At 71.7% G+C, this 19,594-nt stretch carries 19 protein-coding genes; 6 read left to right on the top strand and 13 right to left on the bottom strand.

Translation table 11 applies throughout. The features are described from left to right. Window positions 1-6 precede the first annotated feature (6 nt). Window positions 7-2,049: a fumarate reductase/succinate dehydrogenase flavoprotein subunit gene (locus ABD268_RS00700; protein WP_344146054.1), complete on the top strand. Its 2,043-nt coding sequence runs from the start codon at window positions 7-9 to the stop codon at window positions 2,047-2,049. After that, entirely contained in the window at window positions 2,046-2,789 is a 744-nt protein-coding gene (locus tag ABD268_RS00705) for a succinate dehydrogenase/fumarate reductase iron-sulfur subunit (RefSeq protein ID WP_344146057.1), read from the top strand. Before ABD268_RS00700 ends, ABD268_RS00705 begins: the two co-directional genes overlap by 4 nt. A gap of 59 nt (window positions 2,790-2,848) precedes the next feature. Here ABD268_RS00705 and ABD268_RS00710 read toward each other — a convergent pair whose 3' ends face one another. From ABD268_RS00710 to ABD268_RS00735, 6 genes are all read right to left on the bottom strand, one after another. Beyond that, window positions 2,849-3,082, bottom strand: coding sequence for an SCO4848 family membrane protein (locus ABD268_RS00710; RefSeq protein WP_344146060.1), 234 nt, complete (start codon window positions 3,080-3,082; stop codon window positions 2,849-2,851). Beyond that, the gene (locus tag ABD268_RS00715) at window positions 3,079-4,092 is read right to left on the bottom strand and encodes a YihY/virulence factor BrkB family protein (RefSeq protein ID WP_344146063.1); all 1,014 of its coding nucleotides are present in this window, start codon (window positions 4,090-4,092) and stop codon (window positions 3,079-3,081) included. The genes ABD268_RS00710 and ABD268_RS00715 overlap by 4 nt, the downstream gene beginning before the upstream one ends. A gap of 33 nt (window positions 4,093-4,125) precedes the next feature. Further along, a complete protein-coding gene (locus tag ABD268_RS00720) occupies window positions 4,126-4,641 on the bottom strand; it encodes a 2'-5' RNA ligase family protein (protein WP_344146066.1) in 516 nt (171 codons plus the stop codon). Window positions 4,642-4,681: 40 nt separating this feature from the next. After that, the gene (trpS, locus tag ABD268_RS00725) at window positions 4,682-5,740 is read right to left on the bottom strand and encodes a tryptophan--tRNA ligase (protein ID WP_344146069.1); all 1,059 of its coding nucleotides are present in this window, start codon (window positions 5,738-5,740) and stop codon (window positions 4,682-4,684) included. Window positions 5,741-5,804: 64 nt separating this feature from the next. Continuing rightward, window positions 5,805-7,211 (bottom strand): FAD-binding oxidoreductase, encoded by a 1,407-nt coding sequence (locus tag ABD268_RS00730; RefSeq protein WP_344146072.1) that lies wholly within the window; start codon window positions 7,209-7,211, stop codon window positions 5,805-5,807. 98 nt (window positions 7,212-7,309) lie between these two features. Further along, entirely contained in the window at window positions 7,310-8,830 is a 1,521-nt protein-coding gene (locus tag ABD268_RS00735; RefSeq protein WP_344146075.1) for a cellulase family glycosylhydrolase, read from the bottom strand. Between the two features lie 73 nt (window positions 8,831-8,903). Between ABD268_RS00735 and ABD268_RS00740 the strand changes: the two genes are divergently transcribed. Beyond that, window positions 8,904-10,004: a GNAT family N-acetyltransferase gene (locus ABD268_RS00740; protein ID WP_344146078.1), complete on the top strand. Its 1,101-nt coding sequence runs from the start codon at window positions 8,904-8,906 to the stop codon at window positions 10,002-10,004. On the opposite strand, the gene ABD268_RS00745 is transcribed toward ABD268_RS00740, so the two are convergent. Then, the gene (locus tag ABD268_RS00745; protein ID WP_344146081.1) at window positions 9,965-11,188 is read right to left on the bottom strand and encodes an MFS transporter; all 1,224 of its coding nucleotides are present in this window, start codon (window positions 11,186-11,188) and stop codon (window positions 9,965-9,967) included. The two genes, ABD268_RS00740 and ABD268_RS00745, sit on opposite strands and share 40 nt — an antisense overlap. Before the next feature lie 209 nt (window positions 11,189-11,397). Here ABD268_RS00745 and ABD268_RS00750 point away from each other — a divergent pair, with 209 nt between their 5' ends. Continuing rightward, on the top strand, window positions 11,398-11,889 hold the full coding sequence (locus tag ABD268_RS00750; RefSeq protein ID WP_344146084.1) for a hypothetical protein: 492 nt from the start codon (window positions 11,398-11,400) through the stop codon (window positions 11,887-11,889). 23 nt (window positions 11,890-11,912) lie between these two features. On the opposite strand, the gene ABD268_RS00755 is transcribed toward ABD268_RS00750, so the two are convergent. The 3 genes from ABD268_RS00755 to ABD268_RS00765 all read right to left on the bottom strand — a co-directional run bounded on the left by ABD268_RS00755 (window position 11,913) and on the right by ABD268_RS00765 (window position 15,269). Further along, entirely contained in the window at window positions 11,913-12,494 is a 582-nt protein-coding gene (locus ABD268_RS00755) for a hypothetical protein (RefSeq protein ID WP_344146087.1), read from the bottom strand. Next, on the bottom strand, window positions 12,491-12,991 hold the full coding sequence (locus ABD268_RS00760; RefSeq protein ID WP_344146090.1) for a SigE family RNA polymerase sigma factor: 501 nt from the start codon (window positions 12,989-12,991) through the stop codon (window positions 12,491-12,493). The genes ABD268_RS00755 and ABD268_RS00760 overlap by 4 nt, the downstream gene beginning before the upstream one ends. Before the next feature lie 67 nt (window positions 12,992-13,058). Then, complete coding sequence (locus ABD268_RS00765) at window positions 13,059-15,269, bottom strand: NADP-dependent isocitrate dehydrogenase (RefSeq protein ID WP_344146093.1); 2,211 nt, start codon at window positions 15,267-15,269, stop codon at window positions 13,059-13,061. A 174-nt stretch (window positions 15,270-15,443) separates the two neighbouring features. Here ABD268_RS00765 and ABD268_RS00770 point away from each other — a divergent pair, with 174 nt between their 5' ends. Continuing rightward, a complete protein-coding gene (locus ABD268_RS00770) occupies window positions 15,444-16,436 on the top strand; it encodes an aquaporin (RefSeq protein ID WP_344146096.1) in 993 nt (330 codons plus the stop codon). 3 nt (window positions 16,437-16,439) lie between these two features. Here ABD268_RS00770 and ABD268_RS00775 read toward each other — a convergent pair whose 3' ends face one another. Continuing rightward, entirely contained in the window at window positions 16,440-17,207 is a 768-nt protein-coding gene (locus tag ABD268_RS00775) for a hypothetical protein (protein WP_344146099.1), read from the bottom strand. A 134-nt stretch (window positions 17,208-17,341) separates the two neighbouring features. Here ABD268_RS00775 and ABD268_RS00780 point away from each other — a divergent pair, with 134 nt between their 5' ends. Beyond that, a complete protein-coding gene (locus tag ABD268_RS00780) occupies window positions 17,342-18,331 on the top strand; it encodes a malate dehydrogenase (RefSeq protein ID WP_344146102.1) in 990 nt (329 codons plus the stop codon). Between the two features lie 68 nt (window positions 18,332-18,399). Here the strand turns inward: ABD268_RS00780 and ABD268_RS00785 are convergent, their stop codons facing one another. Both ABD268_RS00785 and ABD268_RS00790 read right to left on the bottom strand, forming a co-directional pair. After that, window positions 18,400-18,741: a DUF3017 domain-containing protein gene (locus ABD268_RS00785; RefSeq protein ID WP_344146105.1), complete on the bottom strand. Its 342-nt coding sequence runs from the start codon at window positions 18,739-18,741 to the stop codon at window positions 18,400-18,402. Further along, window positions 18,738-19,589, bottom strand: a complete 852-nt coding sequence (locus tag ABD268_RS00790) for a bifunctional methylenetetrahydrofolate dehydrogenase/methenyltetrahydrofolate cyclohydrolase (protein WP_344146108.1) — start codon at window positions 19,587-19,589, stop codon at window positions 18,738-18,740. Before ABD268_RS00790 ends, ABD268_RS00785 begins: the two co-directional genes overlap by 4 nt. Window positions 19,590-19,594: the final 5 nt, after the last annotated feature.

Consider the following 19,594-nt stretch of genomic DNA (forward strand, 5'->3'; position numbering starts at 1 on the left):
GCCCCCATGACCGAGTTCCCGGACACCACCACCACGTCCGATCCCTCCCACGACGCACCCGGCGAGCACGGCGACGACGCCGCCGGCTACTACACGCCCGGCGAGCCCATCGCCGACACCAAGGCCCCCGGCGGCCCGATCGACGATCGCTGGAGCACCCGCAAGTTCGAGGCGCGCCTGGTCAACCCGGCCAACCGCCGCAAGCTGTCCGTGATCATCGTCGGCACCGGCCTGGCCGGCGCCTCCGCGGCCGCCACCCTGGGCGAGGCCGGCTACGTGGTGAAGTCCTTCTGCTACCAGGACTCCCCGCGTCGCGCGCACTCGATCGCGGCGCAGGGCGGCATCAACGCGGCCAAGAACTACAAGGAGGACGGCGACTCGGTCCACCGTCTCTTCTACGACACGGTCAAGGGCGGTGACTACCGCTCGCGCGAGTCGAACGTCTACCGCCTGGCCGAGGTCAGCGTGAACATCATCGACCAGTGCGTGGCGCAGGGCGTGCCGTTCGCCCGGGAGTACGGCGGCCTGCTCGACAACCGCTCCTTCGGCGGCGTGCAGGTCTCCCGCACCTTCTACGCCCGCGGCCAGACGGGCCAGCAGCTGCTGCTCGGCGCCTACCAGGCGCTGGAGCGCCAGGTCGCGGCCGGAACGGTCACGACGTACACCCGGCACGAGATGCTCGAGGTGATCGTGGTAGACGGCAAGGCCCGCGGCATCATCGCCCGCGACATGGTCACCGGCGAGATCGAGACCCACCTCGCCGACGTGGTGGTCCTGGCCAGCGGCGGCTACGGCAACGTCTTCTACCTGTCGACCAACGCGATGGGCTGCAACGTCACCGCCAGCTGGCGTGCGCACCGCAAGGGCGCCTACATGGCCAACCCCTGCTACACCCAGATCCACCCGACCTGCATCCCGGTGTCCGGCTCGCACCAGTCGAAGCTGACGCTGATGTCGGAGTCGCTGCGCAACGACGGCCGCATCTGGGTCCCCAAGAACCAGGCGGACTGCACCAAGGACCCGCGCGACATCCCCGAGGAGGACCGCGACTACTACCTGGAGCGGATCTACCCGTCGTTCGGCAACCTGGTCCCCCGCGACATCGCGTCACGTGCGGCCAAGAACGTCTGCGACGAGGGCCGCGGCGTCGGCCCGGAGGTCGAGGGTGTCCGCCGGGGTGTCTACCTCGACTTCAGCGCCGCGATCGCGCGCCTCGGCAAGGAAGGCATCGAGGAGAAGTACGACAACCTCTTCGACATGTACGAGCGGATCACGGGCGAGAACCCCTACGAGGTGCCGATGCGCATCTACCCCGCCGTGCACTACGTCATGGGCGGCCTGTGGGTCGACTACGACCTGCAGTCCTCCATCCCGGGCCTGTTCGTGACCGGCGAGGCGAACTTCTCCGACCACGGTGCGAACCGCCTCGGCGCCTCGGCGCTGATGCAGGGCCTCGCCGACGGCTACTTCGTCCTCCCGCACACCATCCGCGACTACCTCGCGGACGGGCCGTTCGAGAAGGTCGCGGACGACCACCCGGCGGTCGTCGAGGCCCAGCAGTCGGTCCGGTCCCGGATCGACCACTTCCTGAACAACAACGGCACCCGCAGCGTCGACTCCTACCACCGCGAGCTCGGCAACATCATGTGGGAGTACTGCGGCATGGAGCGGACCGAGGACGGGCTGAAGAAGGCCATCGACCTGATCCGCACGCTCAAGGACGACTTCTGGCGCAACGTGAAGGTCCTCGGCACCAACGAGAGCCTGAACCAGTCGCTGGAGAAGGCCGGCCGGGTGGCCGACTTCTTCGAGCTCGGTGAGCTGATGTGCATCGACGCCCTGAACCGTCGCGAGTCCTGCGGCGGCCACTTCCGCGCGGAGTCGCAGACCGAGGACGGCGAGGCGCTGCGTCACGACGAGACCTTCGCCTACGTCGCGGCCTGGGAGTTCGCCGGCGACCCGGAGTCGAACGGCATGGGCACCCCGGTCCTGCACAAGGAAGACCTCGTCTACACGGCCATCGAGATGAAGCAGCGGAGCTACAAGTGAGACTGACCCTCAAGATCTGGCGCCAGCCCAACGCTGAGGCCGCCGGCGCCATGCACACCTACGAGATCGACGGGGTCTCCGAGGACATGTCGTTCCTCGAGATGCTCGACGTGCTCAACGAGGACCTCATCGCCAAGGGCGAGGACCCGGTGGCCTTCGACTCCGACTGCCGCGAGGGCATCTGCGGCATGTGCGGCCTGATGATCAACGGCCAGGCGCACGGGCCCGAGGTCACCACGACCTGCCAGCTGCACATGCGCTCGTTCAAGGACGGCGACGAGATCGTCATCGAGCCCTGGCGCGCCGACGCGTTCCCGGTGATGAAGGACCTCGTCGTCGACCGCGGAGCCTTCGACCGGATCATCCAGGCCGGCGGCTACATCTCGGTGAACACCGGCTCGGCGCCCGAGGCGCACTCGGTCCCGGTCCCCCGTGACGACGCGATGCGCGCCTTCAACGTGGCGACCTGCATCGGCTGCGGCGCCTGCGTCGCGGCCTGCCCCAACGGGTCGGCGTCGCTGTTCATGGGCGCCAAGATCACCCACCTCGGCGAGCTCCCGCAGGGCCAGCCCGAGCGTGACTCCCGCGTGGTCGACATGGTCGCCCAGCACGACCACGAGGGCTTCGGTGGCTGCACCAACATCGGCGAGTGCACCGCCGCCTGCCCCAAGGAGATCCCGCTCGACGTGATCTCCCGCCTCAACTGGGACCTGCACGCCGCGATGCGGCACGGTCACTGAGCAGCGGGGCGCGAGGAACGAGCGCCCCGCGTGGGCTCAGGTGGGGCGGTGACCAGTGGTCACCGCCCTGCTGCGTCTCCCGCCTTCAGGAACTTCCACCCGAGGCGGGCGAGCACGACCGCGATCACGAGGTCCACGACGATCAGGACGGTGTGCGCCACCCAGTAGCCGGTGGGGTGGTCCTCCCCCGAGGCGTGGGCGGCGGAGAGGTTCTTGGCGAACGTCAGCCAGATGATGACGTTCCAGACGGCGACGGCGAGCAGCAGCCAGCCGTGCTTGCGTTCGAGCTTCACGGGTCTTCCTTCGAGAGTCGGCTACGGACGACGGCGACCGCGGCGAGCGCCGTTGCTCCCCCGGCCACGAACGGCGCGACCCAGGCCGGGCGCGCCGACCCGGCCCCGTCCCCCACGCTCAGTGCGGGCGTCTGCGGTCCCTGCACCGGCGCGGCGGACTCGGCGAGCCGCTGCTCACGCGCGGCCGGCGACGTGTGCGCCCAGGCGGCGGCGTACAGCACCACCCGCGAGAAGTAGTTGATCCAGACCAGGAGGATCAGCGCGATCCCGAACGCCTGGAAGGCGGGGCTGCCCTGGGTGGCCGCGAACAACCGGTTCGAGAGCTGCTTGAGGACCTCGAAGGCGACGGCTCCGAGCATCGCCCCGGACCACAGCGAGCGCCGCGGCGTGTGCGGCTCGGCCAGCAGCACGAACATCGAGAAGAAGAGCACGACGTTCGCGGCGAACCCGAGCAGCAGCGTCAGGACCTGCACCAGCCAGCCGAGCTGGCTGTCGAGCTCGGCCCAGGTCAGCAGCTCCTGGGAGAAGCCGCCGACCAGGCCGGCCACGGCCACCGACACGAGCAGCACGAAACCGATCAGGGTCAGGGTGAGCAGGTCGCGCAGCTTGCCGAGGACGAAGCTCGGCTGCTCCCGGGACGGCAGCTCGAACACCACGATGAGTGCGTCGCGCATCGCCGAGAGCCAGCCGAGACCGGAGTACACCAGGGTCGCCAGTCCGATCAGGCCGACGGCGGCGGCCGCTGACTGGATGTCCTGGATCTTGATCTGCCCGTCGTCGGGACCCACGAGGTGCGGCAGCAGCCCGTTGATGGCGTGGCGCAGGTCCGCCTTCGCCCCGGGGTAGACCCGGGCGATCCAGCCGACCACGAAGAACGACAGCGCCAGGATCGGGAAGATCGACAGGAAGGCGAAGTAGGTGACCGCCCCGGCCTGCTGGGACGCCTTGACCGCGCCGTAGTGCTCCTGCATCCGGACCGCATGGTCCACCAGCGGCCGCCGGGTGCGCACCTCGGCGACGCGTCTCCTCAGGGACGGCACGGGTCAGGTGGCGGCCAGGCGGAACTCGCGGGTGGGCTGCCAGCCCGCCTGCTCGTCGTGGACGTAGAGATGGAAGTCGTGGACCTCGAAGTGGCACTCGAAGTCCGCCAGCTCCTCGAACGCCCGGTCGAGTAGGTCGTCGGCGAGGTGATGGGCGATGGTGACGTGCGGGTGGTAGGGGAAGGCGATCTCGACGGCCAGCGGCCCGCGGCGTACGGCGCCTGCGAGCTGCTCGCAGCTGGAGATCCCCTCGGCCACGGTCACGAACACCACGGGAGAGACCGGCCGGAACGTGCCGGTGCCGCGCAGGTGCACCCCGAAGCGTCCGAAGTCCGCGGCGACCTCGGCGAGGTGCTTCTCGATCTCGACCAGGTCCTCGTGGGCCACCTCGGTCGGCGGCACCAGGGTGATGTGGGTCGGGATCATGGTCGCCGTCGTGTCACCGATGCCGGTGCGGTAGTCCTGGAGCTGGCTCGCCCAGGGTTCCGGGATCGCGAGCGCGACTCCGATGGTTGGCATCTCCGACGTCCCTCCCTGCTCGGTGAGCTGTCCTTGGACCCTACTGGCCCGCCGCCACGAAACCGACCCGCTGGTAGACGTCGCGCAGGGTCGCGTCCGCCACCGCGTGGGCCTGCTCGGCGCCGCGGCGGAGCACGTCGCTGAGGTAGGCCTGGTCGTCGAGCAGCTCGAGCGTCCGCTCCCGGAACGGGGTGACGAAGTCGACGACGACCTCGGCGAGCTCCTTCTTCAGGTCGCCGTAGCCGCGGCCCGCGAAGGCCTCCTCGAGCTCGGTGACCGGGCTGCCGGTCAGGGCCGAGTAGATCGTGAGCAGGTTGCTGACACCGGGCTTCTCCTCGGTGTCGAACCTGATCTCCGACCCGGAGTCGGTCACCGCGGAGCGGATCTTCTTCGCGCTGGCCCTCGGGTCGTCCAGCATCTCGACGATCCCGGCCGGCGAGGACGCCGACTTCGACATCTTCGAGGTCGGGTCCTGGAGGTCGGCGATCTTCGCGGTCGCCTTGAGGATGTAGGGCTCGGGCAGCCGGAAGGTCTTCTTGTACCGGTGGTTGAACCGCTGCGCGAGGTCCCGGGTGAGCTCGAGGTGCTGGCGCTGGTCCTCGCCCACGGGGACGAAGTGGGGGCGGTAGAGCAGGATGTCGGCCGCCTGGAGGACCGGGTAGGTGAACAGCCCGACGCTCGCGGCGCCCTCGCCGTTCTTGGCGGACTTGTCCTTGAACTGGGTCATCCGGCGGGCCTCGCCGAAGCCGGTCAGGCACTGCAGCACCCATCCGAGCTGCGCGTGGGCGGGCACCTGGCTCTGGATGAAGATCGCCGAGCGGGCGGGGTCGATGCCCATGGCGAGGAGCTGCGCGGCCGCCCGCAGGCACCGCTCGCGCAGCACCTTCGGGTCCTGCTCGACGGTGATCGCGTGCAGGTCGGCGATGAAGAAGAAGGGCTGGTAGTCCTCCTGCAGGTCCACCCACTGGCGCAGCGCCCCGAGGTAGTTGCCGAAGTGGAACGAGTCGGCCGTGGGCTGGATGCCCGAGAGCACGCGCGGCCGGGACGTCCCCGACGCCAGCGCGGACGTGGCGGCCTGGGGTGCGGTCGTGGTGGACATGCGGCCATTCTCCCCGATCACACCCTCGCTCGCCCAACGGGGGAGGCCGGCCTGACGGCCGCGGTCAGGTGGCGGCGACCGGGGTCGGCGTCACCGGCTGCCGACCCGTCTCCCGGGTCGGTGGGATGTTCTGGTTGTGGCGGAAGACGTTCTCGGGGTCCCACCGGTCCTTGATGGCCTGCAGGCGGGCGAACTTCTCCCGCCCGAACGCCGCCTCCACCCGGGTCAGGCCCTCGTCACCGATGAAGTTGAGGTAGGCGTTGCCGCTCGCCCACGGCTTCATCGCCGCGACCAGCGCACGGGTGTAGTCGATGTTGCGCTGGTCCTCGGCGTGGTCCGGCGGCCACATGGTCAGGTAGTGCACGTTGAACGGGGCCTGCCGCTGGCCGAACGCCGTCTCCTCCTCGCCGACCCGGGCCAGCGCCCCACCCAGGTGGATGACGATCGTCTGGCTCAGCGGGGACGGCGCCGGCTGTGCGTGCGACACCAGGGCGTCGACCGCCTCGCCGGGCAGCCCGGTCAGGAAGTCGGCGCTCCAGTAGTTGTGCATGCCCGGGGGGTTGCCAGCGTCGATGAGCTGCTGGACCTCGGTGTAGGGCATCGGCCCGACGAGGTCCACGGCCGGCGGACCGAAGGCGCGCAACGGCTCCAGCGCCCGGGTGCCCTCGTCGAGGCTGCCGGACCAGCAGACGATGATGCCGACGGCCGGCTTGCCGCGAGCCGGCTCCGGCACGAAGTCGGCCGGTGGAGCGGTCACGAGCGCGACGCCGGACCCCAGCTCGTCCGGGGCGTCGGCGACGAACTCGCTCCAGAACGTGATGACCTCGCGGGCGAGATGGCCGGGGTAGAGCAGCATCCCGCCGAGCACCGTGGGCCCGATCTCATGCAGGTGGAACGCGAACTCGGTGACGATCCCGAAGCTGCCGCCGCCTCCGCGCAGCGCCCAGAACAGGTCGGCGTTCTCGTCTTTCGACGCGGTGACCACCCGCCCGTCGGCGGTGACCACCCGCGCCTCGAGCAGGTTGTCGCAGGTCAGGCCGCAGTGGCGCTCGAGCCAGCCGCTGCCCGAGCCGAGCGCCAGCCCGGCGACGCCGGTGGTCGACATCCGCCCGCCGGTCACGGCCAGGCCGTGTTGCTGGGTCGCGGCGTCCACCTTGCCCCAGGTGGCACCGCCGCCGACCCGGAGCAGCCGCTCGTCCGGGTCGACCTCGACGCGATCCATCTCCCGCAGGTCGATGCAGACGCCGCCGTCCACCACGGCCGCACCCGTGACGCCGTGACCGCCCCCGTAGACCGACACCAGGGACCCCGCGTCGACGGCCGAGAGCACCGCGGCTGCCACCTCCTCGTCGGTCGTGGGCCGCAGGATGCGTTCGGGACGCCGGTCGATGAGCCCGTTGAAGACCCGGCGGGCGTCGTCGTAGCCGGGCTCGCCCGGCCGCAGGGTGGTTCCGGTGTAGGGCTGGGTCATGACGACCCCCTTGTCTCCCCCGCGCACTGGCTCGGACCTCCATTGCAGGCCCGTCCGCGCGAGCCCGGCAATGACCCGTTCGGGCCAGTGCCGGGACCTCAGTGGGGACGGACCACCACACGCACCTCACGCGTTCCCGCGGCCTGGGACACGACCAGGGTCCGGGCGTCCGGCCCGGACACCACCCGGCCGCCGGTGACCCGGACGTCGTACCCGCGGGGGTAGACGAGGCGGGGCACCGCGATCCGGGTGCGGCTGGCGGCGGCGAAGCGTCCGGGGCCGCCCGCCCGCGCCGTCGACCAGGCCGCCTCGAAGACCCGGTTGTCGCGGTCGAAGTGGTACGACGCGGGGGTGCCGGCCACCGCGAGCGGGTGCGGCACCACGATCGCGCGCATCTTGGAGTGGTCCACGTTGGCCCCGCGCGGCGGCTTCGCCGGGTCGAGCACCAACGCCTGGGTCGCGCCGGGCCCGGTGGTGGTGGGGTCGTCGCAGCCGCAGTAGGCCCAGTACTGCCACCCGGTGCGGTGCTCCGCGGCCCGATCGACCATCGCGGTCAGGGTCGCCGACTGGTCGGTCGCGCCGAACTCGGTCAGCAGCGGAGCGTCACCGGAGGCGTCCACGTGGGCGGCGGCGTTCGACCAGACCAGGTCGTCGGCCTGGCCGCAGGCCTGCTGCACCCCGGACTCGCCTGCCCCCGCGTCGGCGGTCAGGCAGTAGTCATGGAAGGAGAAGCCCAGCCGCCTCCCTCGGGGCCGGACGTAGGTCGGCGACCCGCTGTTGAACAGCACCTGCGGCTCGTAGAACACCGCGGTCCGCCGGTCGACGGCCCGGACCGCGTCGATGACCCGTTGGGTGAACGACTCGAGGGTGGCGTCGAAGACCGGGCAGCCGGCCGGGTTCGTGCACTGCTCCCACTGGCTGCCCGGCCAGGGCTCGTTGAAGACGTCGAGGCCGAGCACCCGCGGGGTCCCGGCGAAGTAGGACGCGACGTGCGCCCACGCGGCGGCGTACCGGTCCTGGAGGCCGACCCCGCCGGGCCCCGGGTCGTCGGCCCAGAAGTGGTCGAAGGCGCGGTTGAGCGCCGGCATCCCGAAGTAGTTGGCGGGGAAGCCGGCCCGCGGCGCGGCGGGCAGGGCGTCGTCCTGCACCGCCCAGTCGGGAGCACCCTCCCCCTGGAAGCGCTCGTTGAACAGGTCCTGGTGGAAGTCCAGCAGGGTCCAGATGCCCTCGTGGGCCAGGTGCTGCGTCGTCCTCCGGATCCGCGCGAGGTAGGCGTCGTCGTACTCCCCCGGGCCGGGCTCCACCGCCTTCCAGACCAGCCCGAGCCGGACGGTGGTGAACCCGTTGCGGGCCAGGAAGCGCGCGTCGTCGCGGCCGAAGCCCTCGGCGTCGGGGGCGTAGGGCGCCCGCTTGTAGACCATGTTGAGCCCGTGCAGCACCAGCACCCGGCCCCGCGGGTCGAGCAGCCACCGCCCGTGCGGGCGCGCCCGGGGCGCGTCGACGGCTCGGGACGTGGTGCCCGCGCTCGCCGCGGTCGGCCTCGCCGTGGCCGCCGGGGGCGGTGCCGCGAGCAGGCCGGTGCCGAGGACCGCGGTGAGCAGCAGGGTGGTCAGGCGCATGTGGACGCAACGACCCAGGCGCGGCCCGGGTTATCGGATTGCCCGATCGGGCCGCTGTTGGCAGGGTTCGGCCATGACGCAGGCACCGACGCTCACCGACGGCACCGTGACCATCCGCGCCCACCGGGAGAGCGACGCCCAGGGTTCGTACGAGCAGTGCCAGGACCCGCTGTCGCAGCAGTGGACGACCGTGCCGATCCCCTACTCGATGGACGATGCGCGGAGCTTCGTCGGCGAGTTCATGCCGAAGGGCTGGGCGGACGACTCCGAGTGGGGCTTCGCGGTCGAGGTCGACGGCCGGTACGCCGGCACCATCTCGCTGCGCAGCGAGGGCAACGGCCGCGCCGAGATCGCCTTCGGTTCGCACCCCTGGGTCCGCGGCACCGGCGCGATGGAACGCGCGCTGCGGCTGCTGCTGGAGTGGGGTTTCGCCGAGCAGGGGCTGCAGACGGTGATCTGGCGGGCCAACGTCGGCAACTGGGCCTCGCGCAAGCTGGCGCACCGGGTCGGGTTCTCCTTCGACGGGACCATCCGGGGCTGGCTGCCGCACCGCGGCGAGCTGATCGACGCCTGGGTCGGCACTCTGCTGCACGACGACCCGCGGGAGCCGCGCTCGCAGTGGCTGACCGTGCCCGTGCTCGAGGCGGACGGGCTGCGGCTGCGCCCGTGGCGCGACTCGGACGTCCCGCGCATCGTCGAGGGCTGCTCGGACCCGGAGACCCAGCGGTGGCTCGGCCAGATCCCCGCGCCGTACGGCGAGGCCGACGCGCGGGACTGGCTGGAGCAGAGCACGGAGCGGCTGGCCCGCGGCGAGGCGATGAACTGGGCCGTGGTCGACCCGGCCGACGAGGACACCGCGCTCGGCTCGGTCGGGTGGTTCAACCACACCCTCGGGGTCGAGTGCGAGGTGGGTTACTGGACCCACCCCGACGCCCGCCGCCGCGGCGTCACCACCCGTGCGGTCGCCGCCGTCGTCGGCTACGCGGTGGAGGTGCTGGAGGTGCAGCGGGTGACGGCGTTCGCGGCGGTCGACAACGTCGCGTCCTGCCGGGTCATCGAGGCCTGCGGCCTCAGCCGGTACGGCGTGGAACGGCTCGGCGCGTGGGTGCGCGCCGGCCGTGCGGACATGGCGCTCTACGACGTGCTGGCCGCCGAGGTCCGCAGCTCGCGCTGATGCGCGGTGGCCGACCAGAGCAGCACCCCGATGCCGGCCACCGACAGCACCGCCCCGACCAGGGCGGGTGAGCGGTATCCGTAGCCCGCGGCGATCACCAGGCCGCCGAGCCAGGCGCCGAGGGCGTTGGCGACGTTGAGGGAGGCGTGGTTCATGGCCGCGCCCAGCGTCTGCGCCTCGCCGGCGACGTCCATCAGCCGCAGCTGCAGGTTGACCACCAGCACCGAGCCCAGCGCGGTGATCATGAAGACGACCGGCAGCGCCCACCATCCGTGCGGGGCGGCGAGGAAGAACAGCAGCATGACCAGCGCCGAGCCGAGCGCGGAGCCGAGCAGCGACTTGAACACCGACCAGTCCGCGAGCTCGCCCGCGAGCCAGGTGCCCGCCACCATCCCGAGCCCGAAGGAGAGGAGGAAGACCGGCACCGCGCCCTGGGAGAGGCCGCCGACCTCGGTGAGCGTCGGCGCGATGTAGGAGTAGACCGCGAACATCCCACCGAAGCCGATCGCCCCGGCCAGCAGGGTGAGCCAGACCTGCAGGCTCGAGAACGCCTTGATCTCACGCACGCCGGTCGCCTCCGGGTCTCCCGGGCAGGCCGGGACGTAGGCCAGGACCAGGGCCACGGTGACCAGCGCGAGCACCGCGACCGCCAGGTAGGCCGACCGCCACCCGACGTGCTGGCCCAGCCAGGTCGCGGCGGGGACCCCGACCACGTTGGCGACCGAGAGCCCGAGCATCACCATGGCGACCGCGCGGCCCTTGCGCCCGGGGCTGGCCATGCTCGCGGCGACCAGCGACGCGACGCCGAAGTAGGCGCCGTGGGGAAGCCCGTCGAGGAACCTGGCGAGCATCAGCAGGTGGTAGCTGGTCGCCGCCGCGCTGAGCGCGTTGAACACGGCGTACGCCGTCATCAGCGCCAGCAGCAGGCCACGCCGCGGCCACTTCGCGCCGAAGAAGGCCAGCACCGGGGCGCCCACCACCACGCCGAGCGCGTAGGCGGAGATGAGGTGGCCGGCGGCCGGGATGGACACCCCGACCCCGTCGGCGACCTGCGGCAGCAGGCCCATGGTCACGAACTCGGTGGTGCCGATGGCGAAGCCGCCCATGGCGAGGGCGAGCACGGCCAGCGCGAAGTGGCTCGCGCGGGTGCTGGTTTCGGCGGGAGAGGGTGCGGTCGTCGTCATGACGGAAGGTGAGTCTTCCTGGTCGGGTGCGGTGAGATCGGCTGACGGCGTACGCAGCACTCGCATCCTCCAACCGCCGCGCGCGGGTGACCTATTCCGCGGCCGTGGACGCAACGACCACAACCCGCCGAGTCGGCGGTGGTCCGGACCGGTGCTGCCGCCGTCCAGAAAACCGCCCGCCGCTCCCCGAAGACGGGCACCCTCGCCCCATGAACTGGCTGACACGACTACTGGGCGGCGCGGGCGCGGGTGCGGGCGGAGCCGGCCAACCCGACGTGGACGAGGTCGCCCTCGACGACGTCCGGCACCTCCCCCGCGTCGCGGCCGAGATCGCCGCGGCCCCCAGCGAGTGGCTCGGCACGACGTGGTCGTACGGCGAGGACGACCCCGTCGACGCGTCGATGCCGCTGGAGCAGCTGCTGGCCTGGATGTGGGTCGGGGCCGACGGCGGGGTGTGGAGCTTCTCGGTCGGCGAGGAGCTCAAGCCGTTGCTCGACCTCGACGCCGACGAGGAGGTCGACCCGGTCCTGGCCACCCTGCGCGAGGAGCCCCGCGTGAGCCGCGCGTACCACGAGGACCGTGAGCTGTACTGCGCCGAGGTCTCCGCCGCGCTGGGCCTGGAGGACGCCGCGGCGCTCTTCCTGCGCGCGCTGGCTCGCGGGCACGCGGCCGTGGCCGCCAACCCCCGTCCTCTGCCGTGACCCATCGCTGACGGCAAGCCGGACTAGGGACCGACGACCTCGGGTCGCGCCTGCACCATGAAGACCTTCCGGTCGTCGGGGATGCACCGTTCGTCACCGGACCAGCTGGCCGGCTCCAACCAGCCCCCGGTGAGCCGCACCGTGTCGCCGACCTCGGCGACGGGGCTGCCTTGCTCATCGAGGAGCGAGAAGCTCCCGTCGCCGTGGGTCTCCCCCTCGTAGCCGTGCGGCCAGAAGACCGGGGTCTGGTCGTCGCCGACGACCAGGCAGCGGTCGTCCTGGGTCGCGACCAGCTCGCCACTCACGGACGCGTGGTCCTCCTGCTTGTCGACGCCCACGTCGAACGCCGACTCGGGCAGGAACACCGGCACGTCGTCGGGTGCGTAGTGGCGCGTCGGCGCGGCCGGTCCTGCCTCGTGGTCGCCGGCCAGGCCCGGAACGGCCGCGGCCGCCGTACCGCCGAGGACGACCACCGCGGCCGCGACCAGCGCCACCGCACGGGTACGCCGGCGGCGGCCGGCTCGCGTGATCGCCGCGATCGGCGCCACGGACGTCGGGATCGCGTCGGCGCTGTCGCGCATCAGGTCGTGCAGGATGTCGTTCATCGTCCACCTCCGTTCGCCAGCTCCCCCAGGGACGGGTCCGCCTCCAGGACGGCCAGGCCGCGTGCGGCCCGGCTCTTGACCGTGCCCACCGCGACGCCGAGGGCCGAGGCGATCTGCGCCTCGGTGAGGTCGGCGTAGTAGCGCAGCACCAGAACCTGGCGCTGCTCGAGCGTCAGCCGGAGGAGGGCGCGGCGCAGGGCGTCGTCACGGACCACCTCGTCGGCCGCGTCGGGCAGGCCGCCCTCCGGCAGCACCTCGGTGGGGGTCTCCCCCCACCACCGGCGGCGCCGGCTGTCGGTCAGCGCGTTGATCAGCACCCGGTGCACGTACGCGTCGGGGTCCTGGGCGCGGCTCACCCGCGGCCAGGCCACGAAGCACTTGGCCAGGGTCGTCTGCACGAGATCCTCGGCCGCGTGCCGGTCGGCGCCCATGAGCACCGCCGAGCGGACCAGCCGCGACCAGCGGGCCGCGACGTACTCCTCGAAGCTGTGGGTCATGCCCGGGAGACGCGACGGGCCCGGGAAGTGGTTCCCGGGCCCGTCCGCATGGTCATCGAAGGTCGGCTCAGAGGGCGGCGAGGGCCTCGTTCAGCGTCTTCGACGGACGCATCACGTGGTCGGCCTTCTCGTCGTCGGGCTGGTAGTAGCCCCCGATGTCGGCCGGCGAGCCCTGGACGCCGTTGAGCTCGGACACGATGGTGTCCTCGTTCGCGGCGAGCGTCTCCGCGAACTCCTTGAACGCCGCGGCGAGCTCGGCGTCGTCGGTCTGCCTCGCCAGCTCCTGGGCCCAGTAGAGCGCCAGGTAGAAGTGCGAGCCGCGGTTGTCGATGCCGCCGATGCGGCGGGTCGGCGACTTGTCGTTCTCCAGGAACGTCCCGGTTGCCTTGTCGAGCGTGTCGGCCAGCACCTTGGCGCGCGCGTTGTCGGCGTACCCCGCGAGGTGCTCGAACGAGGCCGCGAGCGCGAAGAACTCACCCAGGCTGTCCCAGCGCAGGTAGTTCTCCCGGACCAGCTGCTGGACGTGCTTGGGCGCCGAGCCGCCGGCACCGGTCTCGAACAGGCCGCCACCGTTCATCAGCGGCACCACCGAGAGCATCTTCGCCGACGTGCCGAGCTCGAGGATCGGGAACAGGTCGGTGTTGTAGTCGCGCAGCACGTTGCCGGTCACCGAGATGGTGTCCTCGCCCCGGCGGATCCGCTCGAGGGAGTACGCCGTCGCCTCGGCCGGGGCCATGACCTCGATGGTCAGGCCGTCGGTGTCGTGCTCGGGGAGGTACTCGTTGACCTTGGCGATCAGGTTCGCGTCGTGGGCGCGGGTCTCGTCGAGCCAGAAGACCGCGGGGGCGCCGGTGGCGCGGGCGCGGGTCACGGCGAGCTTGACCCAGTCGCGGATCGGCTCGTCCTTGGTCTGGCAGGCGCGCCAGATGTCGCCGGGCTCGACGTCGTGCTCGATCAGCACGTCGCCGGCGCCGTTGACGACCTGCACCCGGCCCGCGGCCGGGATCTCGAAGGTCTTGTCGTGGGAGCCGTACTCCTCGGCCGCCTTGGCCATCAGGCCGACGTTGGGGACCGAGCCCATCGTCGACGGGTCGAAGGCGCCGTTCGCGCGGCAGTCGTCGATCACCGTCTGGTACACGCCGGCGTACGAGGAGTCCGGGATCACCGCGAGGGTGTCGTGCTCCTCGCCGTCGGGACCCCACATGTGGCCCGAGGTGCGGATCATCGCCGGCATCGAGGCGTCGATGATGACGTCGGACGGCACGTGCAGGTTGGTGATGCCCTTGTCGGAGTCGACCATCGCCATCGCCGGGCCGTCGGCCAGGCCGGCGTCGACCGCCGACGTGATCGCGTCGCCCTCGGGCAGGTCCTTGACCGCGCCGAGGAGGGCGCCTAGGCCATCGTTGGGCGAGATGCCCGCGGCGGCCAGCGCCTCGCCGTACTGCTCGAAGAGGGTCGGGAAGAACGCCTGCACGACGTGGCCGAAGATGATCGGGTCGGAGACCTTCATCATCGTGGCCTTCAGGTGCACCGAGAACAGCACGTCCTCGGCCTTGGCGCGGGCGATCTGCTCGGTGAGGAAGCGGCGCAGCGCGGCGACGTTCATGAAGGTGCCGTCGACGACCTCGCCCTTCAGGGCCTTGACGCCGTCCTTGAGCACGGTCTCGGTGCCGTCCGCGGCGACGTGCTTGATGGTCAGGGTGTCGTCCGCAGGGAGCACGACCGACAGCTCGTTGGAGCGGAAGTCGTCCTTGCCCATGGTCGCGACGTTGGTCTTCGACTCCGGCGTCCACGCCCCCATCCGGTGCGGGTGCGACTTCGCGTAGTTCTTGACCGAGGCGGGCGCGCGCCGGTCGGAGTTGCCCTCGCGGAGCACCGGGTTCACCGCGGAGCCCTTGACCCTGTCGTACTTCGCCCGGATCTCCTTGTCCTCCTCGGACTGGGGGTTCTCGGGGTAGTTCGGCAGGTCGTAGCCCTTCTCCTGCAGCTCCTTGACCGCGGCCTTGAGCTGCGGGATGGAGGCGGAGATGTTGGGCAGCTTGATGATGTTCGCCTCGGGCTTCGTCGCGAGCTCGCCGAGCTCGGCGAGGGCGTCGTCGATCCGCTGCTCGTCGGTGAGGCGCTCGGGGAACTGCGCGATGATCCGGCCCGCGAGGGAGATGTCCCGGGTCTCGACGTCCACGCCGGCCTGGGCGGCGTACGCCTGGATGATCGGCAGGAACGAGTAGGTCGCCAGCAGGGGCGCCTCGTCCGTGTGCGTGTAGATGATCTTGGCCATGGGCTTCGGCGACTCCTGAAACGAGGGGAAATATTCCTTGACGTCAAGATACCTGACTGGCTCGACCCGATCAGCCTCGCACCCGTCCACGGTCCCGGCAACGAACGTCTCGCGGGCTTAGACTCGGGCCAGGGTCGCGGCCAGCGGGGCCGTGCGCGCGGGAGGTCATTCCTGATGGCAGAGGCGTCCACCACCACCCAGAAGATCGCCGCCGAGGTGCTCGGCACCTTCGTCCTCGTGTTCTTCGGCTGCGGCACCGCCCTGATGAGCAACGGCGACTACGTCGCCATCGCCCTCGCCTTCGGCCTCACCGTCCTGGTGATGGCCTACGCCGTCGGACGGATCTCCGGCGGGCACTTCAACCCCGCCGTCTCCGTGGGTGCCGCGATGGGCGGCCGGATGTCGTGGGGCCAGGTCCCGGTGTACGTCGCGGCGCAGCTGGCCGGCGCGCTGCTGGCCGGCTTCGTGCTCTTCACGGTGATGCACGGCTTCGAGGGCTTCACCGCCGAGGGCAACATGGCCCAGAACTTCTTCGGCGACCAGGGCGGGGTCGCCTGGTGGTCGGCACTGCTGCTCGAGACGGTGATGACCGCGATCTTCGTGTGGGTGATCCTCTCGGTCACCGACGCCCGCAACGAGCACCCCGGCCTGGCACCGCTGACCATCGGCCTCTCGCTGGCGATGATCCACTTCGGCTCGATCGCCGCCACCGGCACCTCGGTCAACCCGGCCCGCTCCATCGGCGTCGGCGTCTTCGCCGGCACCGACGCGGTGCTCCAGCTCTGGCTGTTCATCATCGCCCCGCTGCTGGGCGCGGCGATCGCCGGCGCGAGCTACGCCGTGCTCTTCGGCATGGGCAGCGAGCCGGTCCCCGGCTCGGGGTTCAACTTCTCCCGGCCGGCGCCCGCCGCGGTGCCGGGGTACGGCGCGCCCGACCAGTACCAGCAGGAGTGGAACCAGGAGAACCCCGCCGTGCAGGCCCAGGCGCAGCAGGCGCAGGAGCAGCAGGCCCAGGCCTGGGGCACCGAGCCGATCATCCAGGACGGCTGGCAGTGGGACCCGCACAGCCAGCAGTGGGTGCCGCTGGCCGAGCCGCAGCAGCCGCAGCAGCAGTGGCCACCCGCCGACGGGGGCGACCAGACGCAGATCCGGCCGCCCGGGCAGTGACCCTCAGCCGCGGGTGAGCGAGACCAGCTGGGCGCTCTCGCTGCCCCCGGCGACGGTCTCCCGGAGCACCGGCCCGACCCCCGAGGCGTAGTAGGTCCGCTCCACCACGCCGGGCCGCAGCGGTGAGGTCTCCTCGATCTGCACCAGGTCGTCGTACTCGTCGAGCGGGACGGTGCGCAGCTCGGTGAGCGAGAGCACCATCGCGCGGTCCTCAGCGACCCCCGGCGCGTGCTCCTGCACGTAGCCGTCGCCGACGCGGGGGCGCGCCGCCATCACCAGCCCGGCCTCGGCGCCGTCGACGCCGGCCTCCCACGTGTGCCGCGTGCCGCGGCTGCCCCGGTGGTACGCCGTGGTGTCGGCGCCGAAGCGCCAGACGTTGCCGTCGGTGTCCTGGGCGTACCAGTCGAACGTCTCCTCGTCGACCACCCCGTCGTCGCCGGCCGTCACCTCGCGCACGCCCGTGGTCGTGACACCCTGCACGACCCGCGTCCGGTCGAGGACCGTGACCACCTCGGTCCGGTCACCCCCGTCGCCGGTGCTGCGGTAGGTCCAGACGGTGCCGGGCTCGAGCGGGAACCAGCGGTTGTCCACGCCGTCGACGAAGTCGTGCGGGTCGGGCGAGGGCGTCGGGATCTCCAGCCCGTCGACCCCCGAGGGGGCGATCGTGGGCGGCCCACCCGCGCAGGAGGAGGCGGTCACCGACAGCAGCGCGACGGCTCCCGCGGCGGCGAGCACACGACGTACTCCCGGGCGAGCCCCCCTGACCGTCATGCCCTCAGCATGGCCCACGCGCACCGTCCGGCGGCGCAGACCTCCGTCACTCCACGCCCGGGCACGCTGCTAGCGTCGCCCCGAGATCCACCCGTCTGCCCGGACCCGGGCACGCCGTCCGACAAGGAGTCCACGTGAGCTCTACTCCCCTCAAGGTGGCCGTCACCGGTGCCGCCGGCCAGATCGGCTACAGCCTCCTCTTCCGCCTCGCCAGCGGCGCGCTCCTCGGCGCGGACCGCCCGATCGAGCTGCGGCTGCTGGAGATCACCCCCGCGCTGAAGGCCCTCGAGGGTGTCGTCATGGAGCTGGACGACTGCGCGTTCCCGACCCTGGCCGGGGTGGAGATCGGCGACGACGCCAACACCATCTTCGACGGGGTCAACCTGGCCCTGCTCGTCGGCGCCCGGCCCCGCAGCAAGGGCATGGAGCGCGGCGACCTGCTCTCCGCCAACGGCGCGATCTTCACCGCCCAGGGCAAGGCGCTCAACGAGGTCGCCGCCGACGACGTCCGCATCGGCGTCACCGGCAACCCGGCCAACACCAACGCGCTGATCGCGATGACCAACGCCCCCGACATCCCGAAGGAGCGGTTCTCCGCCCTGACCCGCCTCGACCACAACCGGGCGATCTCGCAGCTGGCCGCCAAGACCGGCGCCGCGGTCACCGACATCAAGAAGATGACGATCTGGGGCAACCACTCGGCCACCCAGTACCCCGACGTCTTCCACGCAGAGGTGGGCGGCCGCAACGCCGCCGAGGTCGTCGGCGACCAGGGCTGGATCGAGAACGACTTCATCCCGACCGTCGCCAAGCGCGGCGCCGCGATCATCGAGGCCCGGGGCTCGTCCTCGGCCGCCTCCGCCGCGTCGGCCACCATCGACGCCGCGCGCGACTGGCTGCTCGGCTCGGCCTCCGACGACTGGGTCTCCATGGCGGTCGCCTCCGACGGGTCCTACGGCGTGCCCGAGGGCCTGATCTCCTCCTTCCCGGTCACCACCAAGGACGGCAGCTGGGAGATCGTCCAGGGTCTCGACATCGACGACTTCTCCCGCTCGAAGATCGACGCGTCGGTCGCCGAGCTCGCCGAGGAGCGCGACGCCGTCACGGAGCTGGGCCTGATCTGAGGGGCCTGATCTGACACGCCGACCCGTCGCTTCCTCGCCAGGAAGTGACGGGTCGATGCGTCTGTGCGTCAGACCGGCTGGTTGGGGATGGTGCTGGCCAGGAACAGCAGCACGACCCCCACGCCGGCGAGCATCACGCAGTCGACCGCGCGATGTCGTACGGCGAGCATGCCGGCCTCGCGGGTGGGCAGCACCAGCCGCACGAGCGAGGCGAGGATCAGGCCGCCCGCGACCCAGCGGATGCCGACGCGCCAGTCGCCCGTGGCCACGATCCCGATCCCGACCCCGGTCACCGCGAGCACGACGAGGTAGAAGATCCCCCCGATCGTGGACGGGTAGCGCCGCCCGTGCTCGGGGTCGGCGTCCGGGGGCGTCGGCGCGGCGTCGGTCACGGGCTGCTCGACCGTCAACCCCGGGCCTTCTCGGCCATCGACACGATGTTGGACAGCAGCATCGCGCGCGTCATCGGTCCGACCCCGCCGGGGTTCGGCGAGACCCAGCCGGCCACCTGCCACACGTCGTCGGCGACGTCGCCGGCGAGCTTGCCCTCGACCCGGGAGACCCCCACGTCGAGCACCGCCGCGCCCGGCTTGACCATGTCCGCGCTGATGATGCCTGGCACCCCGGCCGCGGCGACCACGATGTCGGCCCGGCGGACGTGCGCCGCGAGGTCGCGCGTGCCGGTGTGGCACAGCGTGACCGTCGCGTTCTCGGAGCGACGGGTGAGCAGCAGGCCGAGCGGGCGGCCGACGGTCACGCCGCGCCCGACGACCACGACCTCCGCCCCGGCGATCTCGACGCCGTGCCGGCGCAGCAGCTCGACGATCCCGTTCGGCGTGCACGGCAGCGGCGCCTCGTTGCCGAGCACCAGCCAGCCGAGGTTGGTCGGGTGCAGCCCGTCGGCGTCCTTGGCGGGGTCGACCAGGCCGAGCACGCGGTTCTCGTCACGGCCCTTCGGCAGCGGCAGCTGCACGATGTAGCCGGTGCAGCCCGGGTCGGCGTTGAGGGTGTGCACCGCCTCCTCGATCTCCTCCTGGGTGGCGGTCGCCGGCAGGTCGACGCGGATCGACTCGATGCCGACCTCGGCGCAGTCCTTGTGCTTGCCGTTGACGTACCACCGCGAGCCCGGGTCGTCGCCGACCAGGATCGTGCCGAGGCCCGGGACCACGCCGGCCTCGCGCAACGCGGCCACGCGCTCCTTGAGCTCGCCCTTGATGGCCGCCGCGGTCGCGGAGCCGTCCAGCTTCTGTGCGGTCATGCGGT

The organism is Nocardioides koreensis (assembly GCF_039531775.1).
Lineage (GTDB): Bacteria > Actinomycetota > Actinomycetes > Propionibacteriales > Nocardioidaceae > Nocardioides > Nocardioides koreensis.